General features: G+C 32.5%; 20 protein-coding genes and 1 tRNA gene. 10 read left to right on the top strand and 11 right to left on the bottom strand.

The window, feature by feature from the left end:
• Positions 1-101: 101 nt before the first annotated feature.
• Complete coding sequence (locus tag AAFN75_RS00140; protein ID WP_411807697.1) at positions 102-395, top strand: hypothetical protein; 294 nt, start codon at positions 102-104, stop codon at positions 393-395.
• Here AAFN75_RS00140 and murA read toward each other — a convergent pair whose 3' ends face one another.
• The 3 genes from murA to AAFN75_RS00155 all read right to left on the bottom strand — a co-directional run bounded on the left by murA (position 396) and on the right by AAFN75_RS00155 (position 2728).
• Positions 396-1706: a UDP-N-acetylglucosamine 1-carboxyvinyltransferase gene (murA, locus tag AAFN75_RS00145; RefSeq protein WP_411807698.1), complete on the bottom strand. Its 1311-nt coding sequence runs from the start codon at positions 1704-1706 to the stop codon at positions 396-398.
• 7 nt (positions 1707-1713) lie between these two features.
• Positions 1714-2367, bottom strand: a complete 654-nt coding sequence (locus AAFN75_RS00150; protein ID WP_144116322.1) for a DUF4290 domain-containing protein — start codon at positions 2365-2367, stop codon at positions 1714-1716.
• Positions 2368-2434: 67 nt separating this feature from the next.
• Positions 2435-2728 carry a DUF493 family protein gene (locus AAFN75_RS00155; protein WP_144116323.1) on the bottom strand — a complete coding sequence of 98 codons (294 nt, stop codon included), beginning with the start codon at positions 2726-2728 and terminating at the stop codon, positions 2435-2437.
• A gap of 305 nt (positions 2729-3033) precedes the next feature.
• Here AAFN75_RS00155 and AAFN75_RS00160 point away from each other — a divergent pair, with 305 nt between their 5' ends.
• The 5 genes from AAFN75_RS00160 to AAFN75_RS00180 all read left to right on the top strand — a co-directional run bounded on the left by AAFN75_RS00160 (position 3034) and on the right by AAFN75_RS00180 (position 7836).
• Positions 3034-3573 carry an AAA family ATPase gene (locus AAFN75_RS00160; protein WP_411807699.1) on the top strand — a complete coding sequence of 180 codons (540 nt, stop codon included), beginning with the start codon at positions 3034-3036 and terminating at the stop codon, positions 3571-3573.
• A 1-nt stretch (position 3574) separates the two neighbouring features.
• Positions 3575-5482: an ATP-dependent DNA helicase RecQ gene (locus tag AAFN75_RS00165; RefSeq protein WP_411807700.1), complete on the top strand. Its 1908-nt coding sequence runs from the start codon at positions 3575-3577 to the stop codon at positions 5480-5482.
• Positions 5483-5745: 263 nt separating this feature from the next.
• Complete coding sequence (gene fmt / locus AAFN75_RS00170; protein ID WP_411807701.1) at positions 5746-6693, top strand: methionyl-tRNA formyltransferase; 948 nt, start codon at positions 5746-5748, stop codon at positions 6691-6693.
• Positions 6694-6881: 188 nt separating this feature from the next.
• Positions 6882-7154 carry an HU family DNA-binding protein gene (locus AAFN75_RS00175; protein ID WP_034040429.1) on the top strand — a complete coding sequence of 91 codons (273 nt, stop codon included), beginning with the start codon at positions 6882-6884 and terminating at the stop codon, positions 7152-7154.
• 121 nt (positions 7155-7275) lie between these two features.
• A complete protein-coding gene (locus tag AAFN75_RS00180; RefSeq protein ID WP_144116327.1) occupies positions 7276-7836 on the top strand; it encodes a YqgE/AlgH family protein in 561 nt (186 codons plus the stop codon).
• Between the two features lie 31 nt (positions 7837-7867).
• On the opposite strand, the gene AAFN75_RS00185 is transcribed toward AAFN75_RS00180, so the two are convergent.
• Together AAFN75_RS00185 and AAFN75_RS00190 are read right to left on the bottom strand one after the other, a co-directional pair.
• The gene (locus AAFN75_RS00185; RefSeq protein ID WP_411807702.1) at positions 7868-8710 is read right to left on the bottom strand and encodes an aminotransferase class IV; all 843 of its coding nucleotides are present in this window, start codon (positions 8708-8710) and stop codon (positions 7868-7870) included.
• A gap of 177 nt (positions 8711-8887) precedes the next feature.
• Positions 8888-9283, bottom strand: coding sequence for an START-like domain-containing protein (locus tag AAFN75_RS00190; protein ID WP_144116329.1), 396 nt, complete (start codon positions 9281-9283; stop codon positions 8888-8890).
• Between the two features lie 133 nt (positions 9284-9416).
• On the opposite strand from AAFN75_RS00190, the gene AAFN75_RS00195 reads away from it, so the two are divergent.
• The 4 genes from AAFN75_RS00195 (at position 9417) to AAFN75_RS00210 (ending at position 12085) form a co-directional block, all read left to right on the top strand.
• Positions 9417-9490: transfer RNA gene (locus AAFN75_RS00195), tRNA-Met, on the top strand.
• A 55-nt stretch (positions 9491-9545) separates the two neighbouring features.
• On the top strand, positions 9546-10910 hold the full coding sequence (locus tag AAFN75_RS00200) for a tyrosine-type recombinase/integrase (protein ID WP_411807703.1): 1365 nt from the start codon (positions 9546-9548) through the stop codon (positions 10908-10910).
• Positions 10911-10915: 5 nt separating this feature from the next.
• Entirely contained in the window at positions 10916-11614 is a 699-nt protein-coding gene (locus AAFN75_RS00205; RefSeq protein ID WP_411807704.1) for a hypothetical protein, read from the top strand.
• Positions 11615-11653: 39 nt separating this feature from the next.
• Positions 11654-12085, top strand: coding sequence for a hypothetical protein (locus AAFN75_RS00210; protein ID WP_411807705.1), 432 nt, complete (start codon positions 11654-11656; stop codon positions 12083-12085).
• A gap of 8 nt (positions 12086-12093) precedes the next feature.
• Here the strand turns inward: AAFN75_RS00210 and AAFN75_RS00215 are convergent, their stop codons facing one another.
• From AAFN75_RS00215 to AAFN75_RS00240, 6 genes are all read right to left on the bottom strand, one after another.
• Positions 12094-12795, bottom strand: coding sequence for a WG repeat-containing protein (locus tag AAFN75_RS00215; protein WP_411807706.1), 702 nt, complete (start codon positions 12793-12795; stop codon positions 12094-12096).
• Positions 12795-13760 (bottom strand): methyltransferase, encoded by a 966-nt coding sequence (locus tag AAFN75_RS00220; protein WP_411807707.1) that lies wholly within the window; start codon positions 13758-13760, stop codon positions 12795-12797. The genes AAFN75_RS00215 and AAFN75_RS00220 overlap by 1 nt, the downstream gene beginning before the upstream one ends.
• The gene (locus tag AAFN75_RS00225; protein WP_411807708.1) at positions 13750-15174 is read right to left on the bottom strand and encodes a tyrosine-protein phosphatase; all 1425 of its coding nucleotides are present in this window, start codon (positions 15172-15174) and stop codon (positions 13750-13752) included. The genes AAFN75_RS00220 and AAFN75_RS00225 overlap by 11 nt, the downstream gene beginning before the upstream one ends.
• Positions 15174-17474, bottom strand: coding sequence for a glycosyltransferase (locus tag AAFN75_RS00230; protein WP_411807709.1), 2301 nt, complete (start codon positions 17472-17474; stop codon positions 15174-15176). The genes AAFN75_RS00225 and AAFN75_RS00230 overlap by 1 nt, the downstream gene beginning before the upstream one ends.
• Positions 17475-17576: 102 nt before the next feature.
• Positions 17577-17867, bottom strand: coding sequence for a hypothetical protein (locus tag AAFN75_RS00235; protein WP_411807710.1), 291 nt, complete (start codon positions 17865-17867; stop codon positions 17577-17579).
• Positions 17868-17926: 59 nt separating this feature from the next.
• The gene (locus tag AAFN75_RS00240; RefSeq protein ID WP_411807711.1) at positions 17927-18070 is read right to left on the bottom strand and encodes a hypothetical protein; all 144 of its coding nucleotides are present in this window, start codon (positions 18068-18070) and stop codon (positions 17927-17929) included.
• Between the last annotated feature and the right edge of the window lie 68 nt (positions 18071-18138).

Raw genomic sequence — 18138 nt, forward strand, 5'->3', positions numbered from 1 at the left:
AAACCAACAAAACTCATACCCCATAAAAACATCTGTAAACCATTATGTTTAGTAAGTTTCCTCTGTGGAATTAAATACCGCTGTATATAAAATACGTACTTATGCGTATTTTACAAGACCATCTTAAAGTCTATATTTACATCAAACCCATTAATTACCAAATAGTTATGATACGCCTAAACTTAAAGCCCTCAGTAATTAAAAACATCAATTTTAATAAAAACGACGAAACTCTAGAGATAGAATTTAAACGCCATATTAATACCGCTCAGTGTATAAATATACCGTTATCTATTTTACAAGATTATGTTGAAACATTAAAAGACGACAAGGAAAATGATGACAACTATCAGCCAAATTTAACCGTAGTATATTCTAACTTTAAAGCGTCTTAATTAGCTTACACGTTCTATTTTGGCTCCAATTGCTCTTAATCTCTCGTCAATATTTTCGTAACCACGATCAATTTGCTCTATATTTTGAATCGTAGAAGTTCCTTTAGCCGAAAGTGCAGCAATTAATAATGAAACTCCAGCACGAATATCTGGCGATGTCATGGTAGTAGCCTTTAAAGTCGATTTATAATCATGACCAATTACGGTAGCACGATGCGGATCGCAAAGAATAATTTTTGCGCCCATGTCTATTAATTTATCTACAAAGAATAAGCGACTTTCAAACATTTTTTGATGTATTAATACACTACCTCTAGCTTGGGTAGCAACAACCAAAATAATACTTAATAAATCGGGTGTAAACCCTGGCCATGGTGCATCAGAAATAGTTAGTATAGATCCATCAATAAAGCTTTGTATTTCGTAACCATCCGTATGCGCAGGAATATGAATATCATCGCCTCGTCTTTCAACCGTAATACCTAATTTTCTAAAAGTTGCAGGAATTACTCCTAAATCATTCCATGACACATTGGTAATGGTAAGCTCACTTTTTGTCATGGCAGCAAGACCTATCCAACTTCCTATTTCAATCATATCAGGAAGCATTCTGTGTTCGGTACCACCTAAACTATCAACACCATCAACAATTAACATATTAGAACCAACACCACTAATTTTGGCGCCCATTCTATTTAGCATTTTACAAAGTTGTTGCAAATACGGTTCGCAAGCTGCGTTGTATATAGTCGTTTGTCCTTCTGCTAAAACAGCAGCCATTAAAATATTTGCTGTTCCGGTTACAGAGGCCTCTTCAAGTAACATGTAAGTTCCTTTAAGTCTTTTGGCTTCAACACCATAAAACTGCTCCTCTTTGCTATAACCAAATTTAGCACCAAGTTTTATTAAACCTTCAAAATGAGTATCTAAACGACGTCTACCAATTTTATCGCCACCTGGTTTAGGAATATATCCTCTACCAAATCGTGCTAATAAAGGCCCAACAATCATTATAGAACCACGTAAACCACGACCATCAATTTTAAATTGATCGGACTCTAAATAATCTAAATCAACATTATCTGCCTTAAACGTATAAGAACCTTTTGCTAGTTTTTCAACCTTTACACCTAACTTTTTTAATAAGCTTATTAGTTTATTAACATCAACAATATCTGGAATATTGTTAATCGTTACAAGTTCTGGAGTTAGTAAAACAGCACATAAAATTTGTAATGCTTCGTTTTTGGCACCTTGAGGTTGTATTTTTCCTTTTAGTTGGTGACCACCTTCAATTTTGAATGTTCCCATGCTTTGATTAGTAGCGTTTTCTTTGACGGTTATTAGTATTCTTTTTCTGGTGCGTTTTCTTATTATTGTTGTTATTAGAGTATTTTCCTTTAGTACGCAATAAACTTGTAGAGTCCGATAAATCCTCATCAGAATCCTTTAAGTTTAATTTACCTCCAGAAAGCTCGTATAAATGATCAAAAATAACAGCATCCTCAACAGTGTCCTTATTCCAATTTAAAAAACACTTTTTCATGTGGTTTGCAATAGTATAAGTTAAGGCTTCTTTAAGCTCGCCCTCTTCCCAAGTATTTGCAACATCAATCATGGTTTTAATATTGTTTCCGTAAAAACGATATTTCGGGAAATTTTGTGGATATTCTAACGGGTCAGGACGCTCTTCGTAAATTTCCTTGGTAGGAATTTCGTAAGGCGAATCAACATCCAATTCAAAATTAGACATTATAAAAAGCTGATCCCAAAGTTTATGCTGAAAATCTGGAACATCTCTTAAGTGCGGTTGCATATTACCCATTACGGCAATAATAGCCTTAGCTACCTTATTACGTTCCTCTTTTGTTTCAAGTGTTTTAGCATGATTAATCATTTTTTGCATATGGCGACCATACTCAGGAATAATTAAATGTTCACGCTCGGTGTTGTATTCTAAATTATCTATCAAAATAAATGTGTAGAGTTATATATTTTTGCATGTAGTATTCTATGCAAGCGCAAAATACGAAAAAAAACTAAAGACTAATCACACCCTCAACCTTTTCTGCAACTTCTTTGTATTTATTAATAACAGCATCAGGATTTTTCATGGTAACATTAATAGAAACGCTAGTATATTTACCGTTTTTAGACTCTTTAGTTTCAATAACAGCTCCTAAATAATTAAAAATTGTTTCTATTTGCTCTATCTTTTCCTTGTCAGAAATTACAATAAATTTATACAAATACTCACTAGGCCAAAGCGATGTGTCTAGCAATTGCGATTTTAATTTCTTATAAAACTCTTCAGAATTTGGAGGTGTGCTCATATCTATAAAATTGAACTACAAATATACGGCACCAAACCACATTTAAAAACATAAAATTTTATTATTTGGGCGCTACCATCCCGATAACAATCGGGAAGTCGGGCTTGAAGCCTGTCTTGAGCAAAGTCGAAAGGTTACAAGTCCTCGCACCTCCTACGTCGGGCTGTGGGCTATCCACTACAATCCCTAGCGCAACTATCCGCAAGCAAAATCTAACACCAAAAACCACAGTCCATTTACAATAGTTAGGCATCTACTTTTTTTTCAACATTAAAATTCCGATTTTTACGGCAAATAAAACAGCATTGAGCACAAAAAAAATAGTAATTACAGGTGGTCCAGGAACAGGAAAATCTACTTTAGTTAACGCATTAATACAACAAGGCCATATCTGTCTCGAAGAAATTTCGCGTCAAGTAACCTTAGATGCTAAAAAGAACGGTGTAGACCAACTATTTTTAACCAATCCCCTATTATTTAGCGAACTCCTTTTACAAGGCAGGCAACAACAATATTTAGAAGCCGACCTCTATAAAAATAAAACCGTTTTTTTTGACCGTGGTGTGCACGATGTGCTTGCCTACATGGATTTTATTGGCGACACTTACCCCGACAACTTTGTGCAAACCTGTAAAAAAGCCACTTACAATTTGGTTTTTATATTAAAACCCTGGGAAGCTATTTACACAAGCGATAACGAGCGCTACGAAACCTTCGATCAAGCACAAAAAATACACGACCACCTAGTTAACACCTACAAATCCTTTAATTACAAACTTATTGATGTACCTTTTGGTACCGTTAAAGAACGAACAGATTTTATTTTAAAAACAGTCAATATGTAATATGGAACACCCCATTAACATATTAGAACGCTATTGGAAATATACAAGTTTTAGGCCGCAACAAGAAGCCATAATTAATTCGGTTATTGCAGGCGAAGACACTTTTGTATTACTCCCAACAGGTGGCGGAAAATCGATGTGCTTCCAAATTCCAGCTTTTGCAAAAAAAGGGATTTGCATAGTCGTATCGCCGTTAATAGCATTAATGAAAGACCAAGTTTTAGCCTTAAATAACAAAGGCATAAAAGCCATGGCAATAACTAGCGGCATAAGTTATAAAGACTTAGACACCCTTTTAGATAATTGTATTTACGGTAACTACAAGTTTTTATATTTATCGCCAGAGCGCTTACAACAAGAGTTGGTACAAAGTCGTATACAACAAATGCCGGTAAACTTAATAGCTGTAGATGAGGCACATTGTATCTCGCAATGGGGAAGCGATTTTAGGCCGGCATACAAAAACATTACGTTATTACGCCAACTACAACCCAGTGTAAATGTGGTAGCCTTAACAGCATCGGCAAAACCAGAAGTGGTACAAGATATTGTAAACGAGTTAGATTTTATAGATCCTAAAATATTTAAACAATCGTTTTACAGGCCAAATTTAGCGTATATGGTTTTTCATGAAAACGATAAATATTATAGGCTGGAAACCATATTAAAAAAGTACAGCGCATCATCAATAATCTATGTTCGTAACCGAAAACAAACGCTAGATATAAGTACCTTTTTAAGTTCTAAAAAAATTACTGCCACGCATTACCACGGCGGACTTTCAAATGTTGAGAAAGATGTAAACATGGCAGCTTGGTTAAACAACCAAAAACAGGTTATGGTAGCCACCAATGCCTTTGGTATGGGTATAGATAAGCCCGATGTAAAAACGGTTATTCATCTTACTCTGCCCGAAAGTATTGAGAGTTATTTTCAAGAAGCCGGACGTGTAGGACGAAATGGCGACAAAGCTTTTGCTGTAATTTTAAAAAACGATAGCGATAAAGCCTTGGTTAAAAATCAATTTTTAAGTGTGTTACCTACGGTAAGCTTAGTAAAACAAGTGTACAGAAAGCTGTGCAACTATTTTCAAATATCTTATGGCGAAGGGGAATATTTAACCTTCGATTTCGATTTTAACACCTTTTGTAAAACCTATAAATTTAGTGCCATAACATGTTACAATGCGCTGTTAATATTAGACAGAAATAGCATAATAACATTATCTAAACAATTTAAAAATAAGGTAACCGTACAATTTGTAATTTCTAACAAAGCCTTGTTTAATTATTTGGAGACGCACCAAAATTTTGGAATTATAGTAAAATCTATTTTACGCCTTTATGGTGGTGTGTTCGATCATGTTACAAAAATAGATCTTAAAAAGATTTGTGAAAAAGCAGCCATATCCGAGGGTAGATTAACCCATATATTGAAAGAATTAGAAAAGGACGAGATTATTACATTAAACCTTGCTAAAACCGATGCGCAGGTGACCTTTATTGAACCTCGCGAAGATGATAAAACCATAAACCGAATAGCTAAAACAATCGAGCAACAAAATAAATTAAAACAAGGGCAGGTAAAAGCCATGTTAGATTATGTTGAAAACGAATCGGTTTGTAAAAGTATTCAGCTACTCTCCTATTTTGGAGAAACCGATGCTGAAAACTGTGGCATTTGCTCGGTGTGCATACAAGCCAAGCATGATAAAAAGAAACCTGCAGATGGTAAAACGCTTAAAAAACGCATTATTGAATTGCTCGAAAATGGCGAGCAATCATCGCGCGCTATGGTAGCCCACTTACAATGCGAACAAGAGACTTTAAAACCAGTATTAAAATTATTATTAGAGCACCAAATAATTGTGATTACACCAACGAATACTTATAAATTGAGCCATTTATAGGTGTGTGCTACTTGACTTTGTAAAAATTTTCTAATACCTTCGTTTAACGTCGGATATAAAACATTAAAACGATTTCATATCCGTAAAACATTAAACGAACTTTTCCCAAACTCAAAACCAAATCAAATAAAAAACAGCATTTAGTAAACATACCCGCGTTAGGGATAGTAGTGAATAGCCCACAGCCCGACTTTGGAGGTGCGAGGACTTGCAACGAATAGCCCGACCCTTTATGGGTAACGCCAAAATATAAAAGAAAAAAAATGAAAGATTTAAGAATTGTTTTTATGGGCACACCAGATTTTGCCGTTGCCACATTAAAAACTTTAGTAGAACATAATTATAATATAGTTGGTGTTATTACAGCACCAGACAAACCTGCTGGACGTGGCAGAAAACTTAATGAGAGTGCTGTAAAGCAGTATGCAAAATCGCAAGAGTTAAACATTTTACAACCTACAAACTTAAAAAGCGATAGTTTTATTAAAGAACTAAAGGCGGTTAATGCCAATCTTCAAATTGTAGTAGCTTTTAGAATGTTACCTAAAGTAGTATGGCAAATGCCTGAATATGGCACGTTTAACTTACATGCATCGTTATTACCCAACTACCGTGGTGCCGCTCCTATTAATTGGGCTATTATTAATGGAGAAACAAAAACGGGTGTTTCTACCTTTTTTATTGATGAGAAAATTGATACTGGCGATATGATTCTGCAAGAGGAAATTGCTATTAAGCCCGATGAGAATGCTGGCGATTTACATGATACGCTAATGGTTATTGGAAGCGAGTTGGTTTTAAAAACGGTTGGTTTTATTGAAAAAGGCAAAGTAGAAACAATTAAACAGAAGGACACCAGTGATATTAAAACAGCTTATAAGCTTAATAAGGATAACTGCAAGATAGATTGGAATGCTCCTATGGATGCTATTTTTAACCATATTAGAGGCCTATCGCCTTATCCTGCTGCTTGGTGTACTTTAATTAATGGTGATGATGCTTTAGATATTAAAATATACAAGGTAGAAAAAGAGAAAGAACTACATAATTTAGAGATTGGAAAGATTATTTCTACAAAGAAAGAACTAAAGGTAGCAGTAACAAATGGTTACATAATTATTAAAGAAATTAAACTTCCGGGTAAACGCGCTATGGATATAAAATCGCTTTTAAACGGTTATACTTTTAATGAAAATGCTAAAATGCTGTAAAGCCTTATTATCACTCATTTTACTAAAAACTCGACAAATAACACTTCCTTTATTAACAAATGCCCTAAGTTATTAACAAAACCACGTATTTCCCTTGCTGTTACTTGTGTGGTTAAAGAATCCGTATAAATTTGTAAAGGATTTAACAAAAATGTTTAACCGAATTATTAATAATTAAATTTTATATTATGAACAAAACAGATTTAATCGACGCAATGGCAGAACACGCTGGAATTACTAAAGCAGCTGCTAAAAAAGCTTTAGAATGTGCAATTATTGAAATAGAAGGTGCTTTACAAAAAGGTAACAGAGTTTCTTTAGTAGGTTTTGGATCTTGGTCAGTTTCTAAAAGAGCTGCTAGAGAAGGAAGAAATCCTCAAACTGGTGCTACAATCAAAATAAAAGCTAAAAACGTTGTAAAGTTTAAAGCTGGATCTGATTTATCTAGTGCAGTAAACTAATTATTTACTTCTTAGTAAAAAAACAAGCTTCCATTTTTTGGAGGCTTTTTTTTTTATATTCCCATTTAGAGTTGCATTTTAAATAAATAAATCTTAGATTTAATTATTAATTGCTCAAAATATGGTTACAACAAAGCCCAAAAAAGGAGATCTATTAATTGCGGAACCTGCAATAATTGGCGATGTTTCATTTAATCGTTCCATAGTACTACTTGCAGACCACTCAGATGAAGGTTCAATAGGATTTATACTTAACAAACCCTTAGAATATAATATAAACGACCTTATACCTGAAGTGGAAGCTACGTTTAAGGTATACAATGGAGGCCCTGTTGAACAAGATAATCTTTACTTTATACATAAAATACCACATTTAATTCCCAATAGTATTGAAATTTCTTTAGGTATTTATTGGGGTGGAGATTTTACGAAAGTTGCCGAACTTATTAAGAATGATACGATAAAAGAAAATGACATTAAGTTTTTTCTGGGGTATTCTGGATGGGAAACTAGCCAGCTAGTTAATGAACTTAAAGCCAACTCGTGGGTAGTGTCCAAAAACACCTATGAAAAGAACATTATAGAAAAAGACTATGAAAGTTTTTGGAAAGAAAAAATGTTAGAATTTGGTGGTGAATATAGTATTTGGTCCAATGCACCAGAAAACCCAAGTTACAATTAAGATGTCAACTATTGTTTAACCTAAAATAGGATTAACCCAATCTTATCTTTACATTTAATTTTTGCAGTAACAGCTTAGCTACCGCGTTGTCATAACTTTTTTTCCTGTATTTACTAACCGGTTGTATGCCTGTAATGACGTTGGTAATAAACATTTCGTCTGCTTTTTGAATTTCGAATGGCGAGATAGAATCTTCTTCCAATTGGTAATCCGATAATGTTTTAATGATATTAATTAGTTGTGTACGCATAACGCCTTTTAAACAGCCATCGGCCAATGGTGGTGTTTTAATGGTATTACCTTTTACTAAAAACACATTGCCATTTAGAGCCTCTACTACATGTTTGTTTGTATTAACTAATAAGCAGTTGTTTAAATTGTTTTCCTGGGCATAAATGCTTCCTACTACGTTAAGCGCCTTATTATTGGTTTTTAGCGTAGATAATAAACTTGGTGACACGTAATAATCTTTAAACAAATCGACTTCGTAAAAAGCGTCGTTTAGCAAGTAAAAGTTTTCTGAAAGTGGTTTTACAGAAATTATAAAACTTATATTTGAGGTGCTTGGTGTATAAAGTCCGCCTTCGTTTCTGTGAACTTGTAGTTTTACACGCGCAGTGTCTTTTAATTGATTATTAGAATCTAAGGTTTTAAGAATTTCGGCTTCTAAAAATTCCATGGTAAAACTCATAGGTATTTCCATACGCATAATACGCATAGATGCCATTAACCTAAAGTAATGATCTTCCCAAAATAGTATTTTACCACTTACTACTTTTATGGTTTCAAAAAGCGCATCACCATAAGCATACCCTCTATTTTGAATTGATAGCATTTTGTTGTTTTCTGAAACTGTTCCGTTAAAATTTATCATAAAAAGAAATTATGTCTATCTTTAGTTTAAAAGCGCCACAAATATAAATAAAATAGCTTGGGGCAATCCCACGAAGTCTTAAAATATATAAAGAACAATAGCTTGTTTATAAAACGAAAAAACCTCGAAGCAAAGGCTTCGAAGTTTTTTTATTTATTTTTAAATAAAATCAATTTATTAAGCAGAACCTAATACTTGTTTTAAACTAGAAATCTGATTGGTCCATAACATTTTAGACTCATCGACCTCATCATCATCATCGGCAAAATCTGTAATCATTAATGAAACGTCTTTAGTAATTTCGTCAACTTGAATTCTAATTTCAAAATAGCAAGATGATCCGTCTTCTTCATCTTCTATCCATCTGAATTTAACACGTTCGCCGCTTTTTTTATTTAGTAACTTAGCTTGCTCTTCACTATCATCCCAAATAAAGGTAAACAATTCACCACGAGAGTTTACATTATCTGAAAACCACTCGGATAAACCTGAAGGCGTTGAGATATATTGATATAATAATTGTGGAGAAGCTTGAATAGGAAACTCTATTTCAAATTTAACTTTATCGTCCATTATTTATGTTTAATATTATTGATGCTCAATATATACATAAATTGATAAGTTAAGCAAGAAAAATTAATAATAATTTCTTCAAGTTCTGTTTGCGTAGTACAATTTTGTTTTTATATTTGCAGCCTTAAATTATGGCGAGGTAGCTCAGCTGGTTAGAGCGTCGGATTCATAACTCGGAGGTCGCGGGATCGTGCCCCGCTCTCGCTACAATTCAAAATTGCGCATAAACAAACGGTTTAGTTCACTCTAAACCGTTTTTTTTATGTCTAAATTAAATAATATTCTTACTTTTGAGAACACAAATGAACACGTTTTCGAACATATTTTAGAACACGAATTGACCCTAAAAGCCTCATACTCTACTCCAAAAATTTATAACGCTAAAGGCGATTTATCCAAGCGGTGGTATGTTTATTTCTCTTTTAGAAACCCTAAAACGGGTAAGCTAGAACGGATGAAAAATATTTATGGAAAAGCCAATATTTACAAAACAAAAGAAGACCGACTTACCGTTTTAACGACCTACAGAAAACGACTTATCATTCTGCTTAAAAAAGGTTATAATCCATTCGAGGATAATACAGTATTATATGAATCTACTTTAAGACAAAATAGCGCGCAGAAAAGTGAAGTAAAAAAACCAGTTTTAAAAGTTGAAGAACAAATTAAGCCTATTATTCAAGAACCTGTTTTGGAAAAAACACCTACCGAAGAGAAAGAATCGGATAAAATGAGTGTTAAAGATTCTTTTAGTTTCAGTTTAAAAATAAAATCGAAAATTGTAGCAGCCAGATCGCTTAAAGATTATGAAGGTAAAGCTAATAAGCTAACTAAATGGCTTGAAGTAGAATTACCAGCGGTTAAAACAATAGATCAAGTAAACAAAAAGGTTATTAATACGTTTTTAAACTCTATACTAGCCTCCGCAAGTTCTAGAACTTATAATAATTACCGAACGGATTTAAGTAGTTTAATGCAAACTATGGAGGATAACGAAATCATATCAACAAATCCTGTAAAGAAAATTAAAGCTCTAAAAACGAGTCCTGAACGAAATAAAACGTACTCCTTAGAAAAGCAAACAGAAATTTTTAACTATTTAAAAACGGAAGATCCTATTTTGTTGCTTTACATTCAGTTTATATCTTATAATTTATTAAGGCCTATTGAAGTTTGTAGGTTAAAAATAAAGGACATCAACCTAAATGAAAAGCTAATTCAATTTAAAGCAAAGAATAGTCCACTAAAAACAAAACGTATTCCTGATATATTATTGAAAGAATTGCCAGATTTAAGCCAGTTGGATGGCGATTTGTATTTATTTACCCCAGATAAGATTGGAGGCGAATGGAATACTGTTGAAAACAACCGACGTGATTATTTTTCCAAGCGTTATAAAAAGGTGGTTAAAGAGCACTTTAAATTAGATAAAAACTACGGACTATATAGTTTTAGACATACTTTTATAACAAAGCTTTATCGTGCTTTGGTTATTGATTCATCACCACATGCTGCAAAAAGTCAATTAATGATTATTACAGGTCATTCCACAATGGATGCCTTAGAAAAATATTTACGTGATATAGATGCGGCAATTCCAGAAGATTACTCACACCTATTGAAATAATATTAATGAACGATACCTTCACCATAATACGTGATAATTTAACAAGGGCATATATCTTCTATGTTCCAGAAAGCCTGTATCATGAGTTACAAAATTCTCTATTGAAAGATATCATTCCCATTGATGCGACCAATACCATTGCTTTTATGGATACGGATAGAAATATATCCACTAAAATAACTTCAGTGAATAAAGTACAGCTTATTTCAAAAGGGAACATCCTAGAAGAAAATATATTCTTATTATTAGAGGCTCAAGCAAAATTGAATCTTGAACAGTTTGGATACTTATTAAAGAAATATCGGGATCATTTAGATGCTCATACCTACATCACAAACTGGATGGCTAATAACCTAAATAAGGTTTTTAAAGATGTTTCAGACGTCTTTAAAAATATGTTTATTACGCAATCCAATACTTTTAAAGAACATCACGACTTAATAATTACAAAGTTTGGCTTTGTGGAGTCTAAATTGAGAAGCAACCGATTTAAAGAAAAATTTGCCTCTCCAGATTTTAAAATTACCGTCCCAAATTTAATAAAAGGGAAGGTTGAGCATAAAACCTCAAAACCAAGAAAAAAGAAAACAGTTATAATTCGTGATGATGAAGCTGATGCCTTTCTTCTTGAATCTGTATTTAACGTTGAGTTAATTAATGATCACATTAGTATTCAAAAATCAGATTTTACAACAAAAAAATAAATTTATACATCAAACAAACGTTTATTTCACGCTAAATTAATGGAAAGAGAATTTTATACTTGTCAATATTGTTTTAAAAAATTTGAGCCAAAACGTCGTCGTGTACAAAAATATTGTAGCGATACATGCCGATCTAAAGCGTATCACGTTAGACAAACAAAAAACACAAAAATAGCATCTACTACCAACCCTGAACAAAATATTAAAGTACCTACTAAAACAAAAATCGAAACCATGAGTGCCTCTGGAGTAGGAAATGCTGCTATTGGTTCACTTGCAGCTGATGGTTTAAAATCACTTCTTACTCCTCTAGAAAACAAACCTGCTACTAAAGGAGATCTAAAAAAACTATCTGATAAGATTATTAAGCGCTATCATTTGGTTAATAACATCCCACGAAGATCTGATGGAGCACTCCCCTATTTTGATATGGATACTGGTGATGTTGTTTATTCTTTTTATGATTTGTAGGACCAGGTTTAAATTTCTAAAACAACCACACCCATTTCGTTAATAATTTGTTTTGTATTTATTAAGGTATCGACAACGGCAAATCCATTATAAAAAGGCTCAACCATACTATAGCGCTCGCAATAAAGTTCATTACCTTTTTTATCAATATGAAACCAACCAGTTGAATCTTTTGCTGTGGCATAACTTTTATGAAAAACCCCTAAATCCAAAAACTCTTTACTACTTAAAAAATTACCGTTTTTATCAATATGCTTATAAAACCCATTTAGTTGCTTCACGCAAGCATAACCATCCTTAAAATCTCCAACAAATTTATATTTTGCTTTATAAATAGGGTTTCCATCCAAATCTATATGAAAATATTGATTGTTTAAATCTCTAACAGAACATATGTTTTCTTGATAATTACCTGTCCAAGCATAGTTTTCATTATACAATCGCGCTCCTTTTTCGTTAACATGAAACCATAAAATTTCGTCAATCACGCTTGCTCGATTAAAATAAAAACCAAAAGTTCGGGCAAAACGCTCCTTATAAATCTCCAATCCATTTACATCAATATGATACCAGCCTGATTCATCTTTAACGGGAGCAATTCCTGGACTATGAAATTTTAAAACCTCATCATATTCTTTTTTGAAAAGTATTTCATCCTTATAAATAAATGAATTACCCTTTTCTGAAACTTTTATATCCCTCCAATCCATTATTTCTTGAATATTAATATGGTTTGTAATTCATTTAGTTTTTTAGCTTCTATAAACCTAAATTTAGATTGATTTGCTAAAGCAATATACTCATAAGAGGATCGCTCATAGCTCTCACACATACAAAGCATATTTAGGGATAATAGAGATAAATCTACATCTATCTTATCTGAACAGTTTTCAATAATATATAAAGATCCATTTTCTGGAAGCGTTTGGTAAGCATTATTTAGAATTTGATTTACCTTTTCATCATTCCAATCATGTAAAACCCTAGACAACATCATAGCCTCTGCTAATTGCGGTATTTCTATAAAAAAATCACCTTTTATAGGTTTAACGTTATTGTCTAAATGACATTTAGTGATAACCTCATCTAGATCAAACAAAAAACACTCTACGTCTGGTAGAACCTTTTTTATATTAGAAATTGCAGCCCCATAACCACCTCCAACATCCATTACACTTTTGTGAATATTAAAATTGATTACATCAGTAATGTTACAATAATCATCTTTAGCGTAAGCAAACATCGCCTTATGATAATGATCTAGTTTTTCTTCATCTTGATTTAAATAATCAAAATACCCCATTCTATAGTTATTCTCAAAAGCACTTTTACCTGTTTTAATGGAAACGTCTAAGTTTTTCCAAGCTTCTAAATGATCTCCTGACCAATTTAAACAAGCATATTTTAGAGAATCTGGGTGTTTTTCCGTTAAAAGAATAGATCTTTCATTTAATTTAAAATGCCTTTCTACCTCATCTAAAAAGTTGATACTTACTAAACCGTTAAGCAACAATTCTATATTTTTTTCTGGAACAGATAATAGATTTGCTATCTGGTATTTTGTTTTACCTATTTCATCTAAACCATCGAACAGATTTAATTTACAAGCAGCATTTACTGTCATGTATTTCCAATGTTCTGTGAAGAAAGATTTTAAAAACGCTCTATGACTCATTTAGCAACTTTAGTTTTAAATCCCCTATTTGCTTCTCTGTTAAACCGCAAGACATTAAATATTTAATAATACCACCTTCATTTTCTACAACATCAAGTGCTATTTTCAATTTATCTAGTGACACATCCATTTCACTTGTTAAATAATCTGTATTTAAATTATCTATTGGTGAACCTAGGAGAAGATGTAATAAAGAAAAAATAATACCTGTTCTATCTTTACCTGCATGACAATGAATAGCAATAGCTCCTGTTTCTTCTTCCAAAATAGTTTCAAATGTTTTCTTTATGGAGTCTTTACAACCCATAGCAAAAAAACGATATGCAACCTCATGATTAGAACCTTCGTTATGCTTTTCTTTAAACCATTCTGGTTGATCCCAAGGGTCAAATTGCGCTTTAACATATTTGACTTTATCTAAGACTTCACCTAAATATGAAATGGCTTCAATTTCTCTATCTGCTCTTAAATCAATTATCGTCTTTATGTTGTTGTCACGCAACAATACATTGAGTTCTTCCGTATTTTGAAACAAAGCTAATGCAGATGTTCTATAAACTAAATGATTTTTCATTTTAGTATTGAAAGCATTTGCATCTCTAAAATTCCAAAAGAAGTCACGCTCGTAAACCCATTCGCAAAACGCTTTTAGCTCATTATATATATTAGTTGGAACTAGTTGTTCTATTGCGCTGTAAAAGAAATCTAATAAGGCTCTTTTTCTTTTATTCCCTTCTGGAAGAAAAGTTGCGCCATTTAATTTAGAAAAACTAGCTTGAGCTTCTGCCGAAAGTTCACTCGTCATAAAGTTTTTAGGAAGAAAATAATAGGCTGTTTTCCCTTTAGCTAAATAGTTTAATTGAATTGCAATATGAAAAGCAATATTATAAAAATAATAAAACTGATACCCATCACTCCTACTATGCTTAGAAGAACAGCTCTCAAACTCATATAAAAACTTATCTATCAAATTATTTATATCTGTGGTGTTAATATCCTTTTTAGAGGCTATAAGTTGTTTTAAATATGATTCTATTTGGGTACACACTTTATCTTTTTCATACAAAACGATGTCTTTCATATCTATTATTTCTGACCCTAAAAAATCTCGATTAATAGCTTCTATACTGTAACACAAACCAAATTCTAACTTCGGGAGTTCCTTGAAATAAATAACAACTTTATTCCTAAGTTTAATGAAGTGTACCTTTTTTATTGTTTCATCTAATTCATTTTTTATAATCTCTATAAAGTTCTGAATGTCAAAACTATCGTCAACAATAAGCTTTATATCTAAATCTGAATTACCTAAAGCTTCTTTCCTAGCATAAGAACCATATAGCAGTGCAACCTCTACATTTTCTATTTTAGGCAAAATAACCTTTATCTTTTCTATAGTATTTATATGTTTCATTAAGCTACAGGTTTACGCATGACACAAGTTTTACAAACATTTTTTGTTTTATAGTTACTCACCAAATCTTTATAACGAGTACTATTAAAAACGTCCTGAATAGATTCTGTATTTATATTCCCAAAGTCACCTAAAGACTGTCTTAAATTATCTGGCGCACAACAAGGTGATATTTTACCAGTTGCAGATATCCATAATTCTTGCTCTAAAAATGGGCATTCATAATCTTCTCGAACCTCTTTAGTCGCATGATCTTCTATTGGAATAATGTTTTCTAATAACACTTTTTCTCCATTTGGTTTTCTATAAGTATCAGCTGCAGCATGAGCTTGTTTTACATAAATATTCCATCGCTTTACACTTTCTGGAGTTGCTTTCATAGACAATGCTTTAATTTCATCAAAATGATCCCAAAGCTGATGTCCTTTAACTCTATCTACGCCTAGTTCAGCAGCTAGTTTGATAATATCCACCAATTCATGCATATTATTTTGCATAAATGTTAATTGTAATGTTACACGACAGAAATAACCATTTGTTTTAAAATACTCATCTCTATAAGCCACAAACTCTTCTACATTCGAAATTGCTTTTTCAAAATCTAAACCATGCATCACTTCTATGGAAGTTTCTGCCGTAGCACCGTTCCAACTTATTTTAACATCTGTAGTGTTAGGCACAATTAACTTAGCCCAATCCAAAACACTCTTTTTAGGAAATGTACCGTTAGTGGTTAAATTAATTTTTATGTTATGTTGTTTCGCTAAGTCAAAAATCTTATCGAATTGTTTATACAGTAGTGGTTCTCCCATTGTAGAAGGTATAATCTCTTTTACTCCTAACACCGATGCTTGTTCGAAAATCTGTTGCACGGTTTTAAAATCCATACGTCTGCGCTTAACACCCGTTTCTTTATAAAGCGTATCTATAAAGTTACTATAGGGACTATGCTCTTCGCACATGATACATTTCAAATTACAATCTTCTGGATTTGTATCGATTGTAACTCTCCAAAATTTACTAGTATGAGTATACTGCTTATATATATTTACTAATTCATTACAATGCTCAACGATATCGGGCACCCCTCCATCTTGCGAAAACAGATACCCTTTACTTCCATACGTTTTCATTTTGTCTGGATTAGACACTGCAAAATTTAGTTGTTCTGCTAAGGCATCCACATCTCTATGTTTAAATAATAGTCCGTTTACTTGGTGCTGCACATATTCTTTCATACCTCCAAAATCGGCAGTAATCACAGGGATTTTACAAGCTTGTGCTTCATGAATAACTAAAGGTGAATTTTCTCCCCAAATAGAAGGTACCACAATACAATCTACATGCGCAAAAACATCATTTACCAAATTATGGTTTATATATTCCCCCATAAACTCCACTTTATTTTCTGAAGTTGAAGCCAACGCTTTTAAAGCAGCTGTACTTTGCCCACTTTCTCTACCATAAATTTTTAAAACAGCATGTGTTTTTACTTGTTTAAAAGCCTGTATTAATTGATCGATACCTTTTGCAGGAATATGCGTTCCTATGTAACCAAACGTGAAGAGTTCTTTTTCATTGGCTTTCTCTGTTTGTGTTAAATAATGCGTTGGAAAACCATAATCTAAATAAGTAATTTTGGCTTTTGGTATATTAAAATCTGAAACAAATCGGTCTTCAAGATACTTAGAAGGCGCTATAAACAAATCTACTTTATCTATTATCGCTTTGGTTTCCTGCATTCGTCGGTTAACCCAATTGCTCCAATTATCAATATCTGTTTGTTCTTCTTCTTTCTTTCCACTAAAATAGACTTGGTAACAACTTGTAGCACACTTCTTGTCCTCTTGACCAGAACAAAGCATCGTGTTATTCTCTTTGCCAATACTTCTCGTTAAAAATTGTCCTCTTGGACACATTAACCAAAAATCATGTAATGTAAAAACGATAGGGACTTCTAATGCATTTAAAACATCTATTAAACCTGTAGACAAATGATTTAAGTGTCCAACATGCGCTATATCTGGCTTTAATTCTTCTACTAAAATTTTAAAATTGTTATCAATAGTTTGATGTATATAACCATCTTTACCGTTAGGGTTATTAACAAAATAAAGATTTAAACTTGAGCTTACTTGTTCGTAACGAATTTCAAAATCTGGAGCATACGGATTCTGCTCTCTTGTAAAAACGGAAACTTTGTTGTCTTTTGATAATTGATTACATATGGATTGACTATAGACTTCTGATCCTGCATTGTAATTTGGTGGATAGCCATGAATTATTTTTAATATGTGCATTTACTCTGTATTCTTTTTAAAAGTTGAAAAATAGTATTATTTGTAGTTATTTTTGTCTTAAAATGAAATAAGTCATGTTCATTTTACTTATTTACAATTGTTCTAATTTGTGATTCCTGTATCTCCAAATTTTGCAAAAACAGTTATTAATACATCCCCTTTAGCAACAACAGTAAAACTTGTTACCCAAAGAATATCTTTCGCTAACATATAACCTTGATCTATAGCTTGCAAAACACCTTCTTTAGAAAGTGTGTACTCAATTTTAGATCTTCCAACAGGTTTCATAGCTCCTTTAACAAGGCACATAGAAACCAAAAAAGGATCTATTTGTCTCTGCATTAATCTTTCTTCAAAATGTTGAGTTAGCTTGTAATTCAGGATGTTTTTCATCTTATGAAGTTTTAAATTATAATCTCGCCTTTAACTAAAAGGCGAGATTTAATTAATAATTACTTTTTAAAGTTTTTCGCTGCTGCACTTTGTGCTTTTGCAGCAAAACTTCCTTTTGCTACATTTCCTGAATTTGATGTTTTTGCAGTACTACTTTGAATTCTTGAAGCTGCCGTTCTTGTCATTGGTTTTGATTTACTCATAATTTTTGGTTTTAATTATTATTATTATTATTTCCTACAAAGAAATCAAATACATGTATATTTGAAAC

Source organism: Algibacter sp. AS12, assembly GCF_046736315.1.
Lineage (GTDB): Bacteria > Bacteroidota > Bacteroidia > Flavobacteriales > Flavobacteriaceae > Algibacter_B > Algibacter_B amylolyticus.

Excerpts from the sequence above, each read along its gene's own strand:
- AAFN75_RS00140 (WP_411807697.1), top strand. The coding sequence starts at position 102 with ATGCGTATTTTACAAGACCATCTTAAAGTCTATATTTACATCAAACCC.
- murA (WP_411807698.1), bottom strand. The coding sequence starts at position 1,706 with ATGGGAACATTCAAAATTGAAGGTGGTCACCAACTAAAAGGAAAAATA.
- AAFN75_RS00155 (WP_144116323.1), bottom strand. The coding sequence starts at position 2,728 with ATGAGCACACCTCCAAATTCTGAAGAGTTTTATAAGAAATTAAAATCG.
- AAFN75_RS00165 (WP_411807700.1), top strand. The coding sequence starts at position 3,575 with ATGGAACACCCCATTAACATATTAGAACGCTATTGGAAATATACAAGT.
- fmt (WP_411807701.1), top strand. The coding sequence starts at position 5,746 with ATGAAAGATTTAAGAATTGTTTTTATGGGCACACCAGATTTTGCCGTT.
- AAFN75_RS00175 (WP_034040429.1), top strand. The coding sequence starts at position 6,882 with ATGAACAAAACAGATTTAATCGACGCAATGGCAGAACACGCTGGAATT.
- AAFN75_RS00180 (WP_144116327.1), top strand. The coding sequence starts at position 7,276 with ATGGTTACAACAAAGCCCAAAAAAGGAGATCTATTAATTGCGGAACCT.
- AAFN75_RS00185 (WP_411807702.1), bottom strand. The coding sequence starts at position 8,710 with ATGATAAATTTTAACGGAACAGTTTCAGAAAACAACAAAATGCTATCA.
- AAFN75_RS00190 (WP_144116329.1), bottom strand. The coding sequence starts at position 9,283 with ATGGACGATAAAGTTAAATTTGAAATAGAGTTTCCTATTCAAGCTTCT.
- AAFN75_RS00200 (WP_411807703.1), top strand. The coding sequence starts at position 9,546 with ATGTCTAAATTAAATAATATTCTTACTTTTGAGAACACAAATGAACAC.
- AAFN75_RS00205 (WP_411807704.1), top strand. The coding sequence starts at position 10,916 with ATGAACGATACCTTCACCATAATACGTGATAATTTAACAAGGGCATAT.
- AAFN75_RS00210 (WP_411807705.1), top strand. The coding sequence starts at position 11,654 with ATGGAAAGAGAATTTTATACTTGTCAATATTGTTTTAAAAAATTTGAG.
- AAFN75_RS00215 (WP_411807706.1), bottom strand. The coding sequence starts at position 12,795 with ATGGATTGGAGGGATATAAAAGTTTCAGAAAAGGGTAATTCATTTATT.
- AAFN75_RS00220 (WP_411807707.1), bottom strand. The coding sequence starts at position 13,760 with ATGAGTCATAGAGCGTTTTTAAAATCTTTCTTCACAGAACATTGGAAA.
- AAFN75_RS00225 (WP_411807708.1), bottom strand. The coding sequence starts at position 15,174 with ATGAAACATATAAATACTATAGAAAAGATAAAGGTTATTTTGCCTAAA.
- AAFN75_RS00230 (WP_411807709.1), bottom strand. The coding sequence starts at position 17,474 with ATGCACATATTAAAAATAATTCATGGCTATCCACCAAATTACAATGCA.
- AAFN75_RS00235 (WP_411807710.1), bottom strand. The coding sequence starts at position 17,867 with ATGAAAAACATCCTGAATTACAAGCTAACTCAACATTTTGAAGAAAGA.
- AAFN75_RS00240 (WP_411807711.1), bottom strand. The coding sequence starts at position 18,070 with ATGAGTAAATCAAAACCAATGACAAGAACGGCAGCTTCAAGAATTCAA.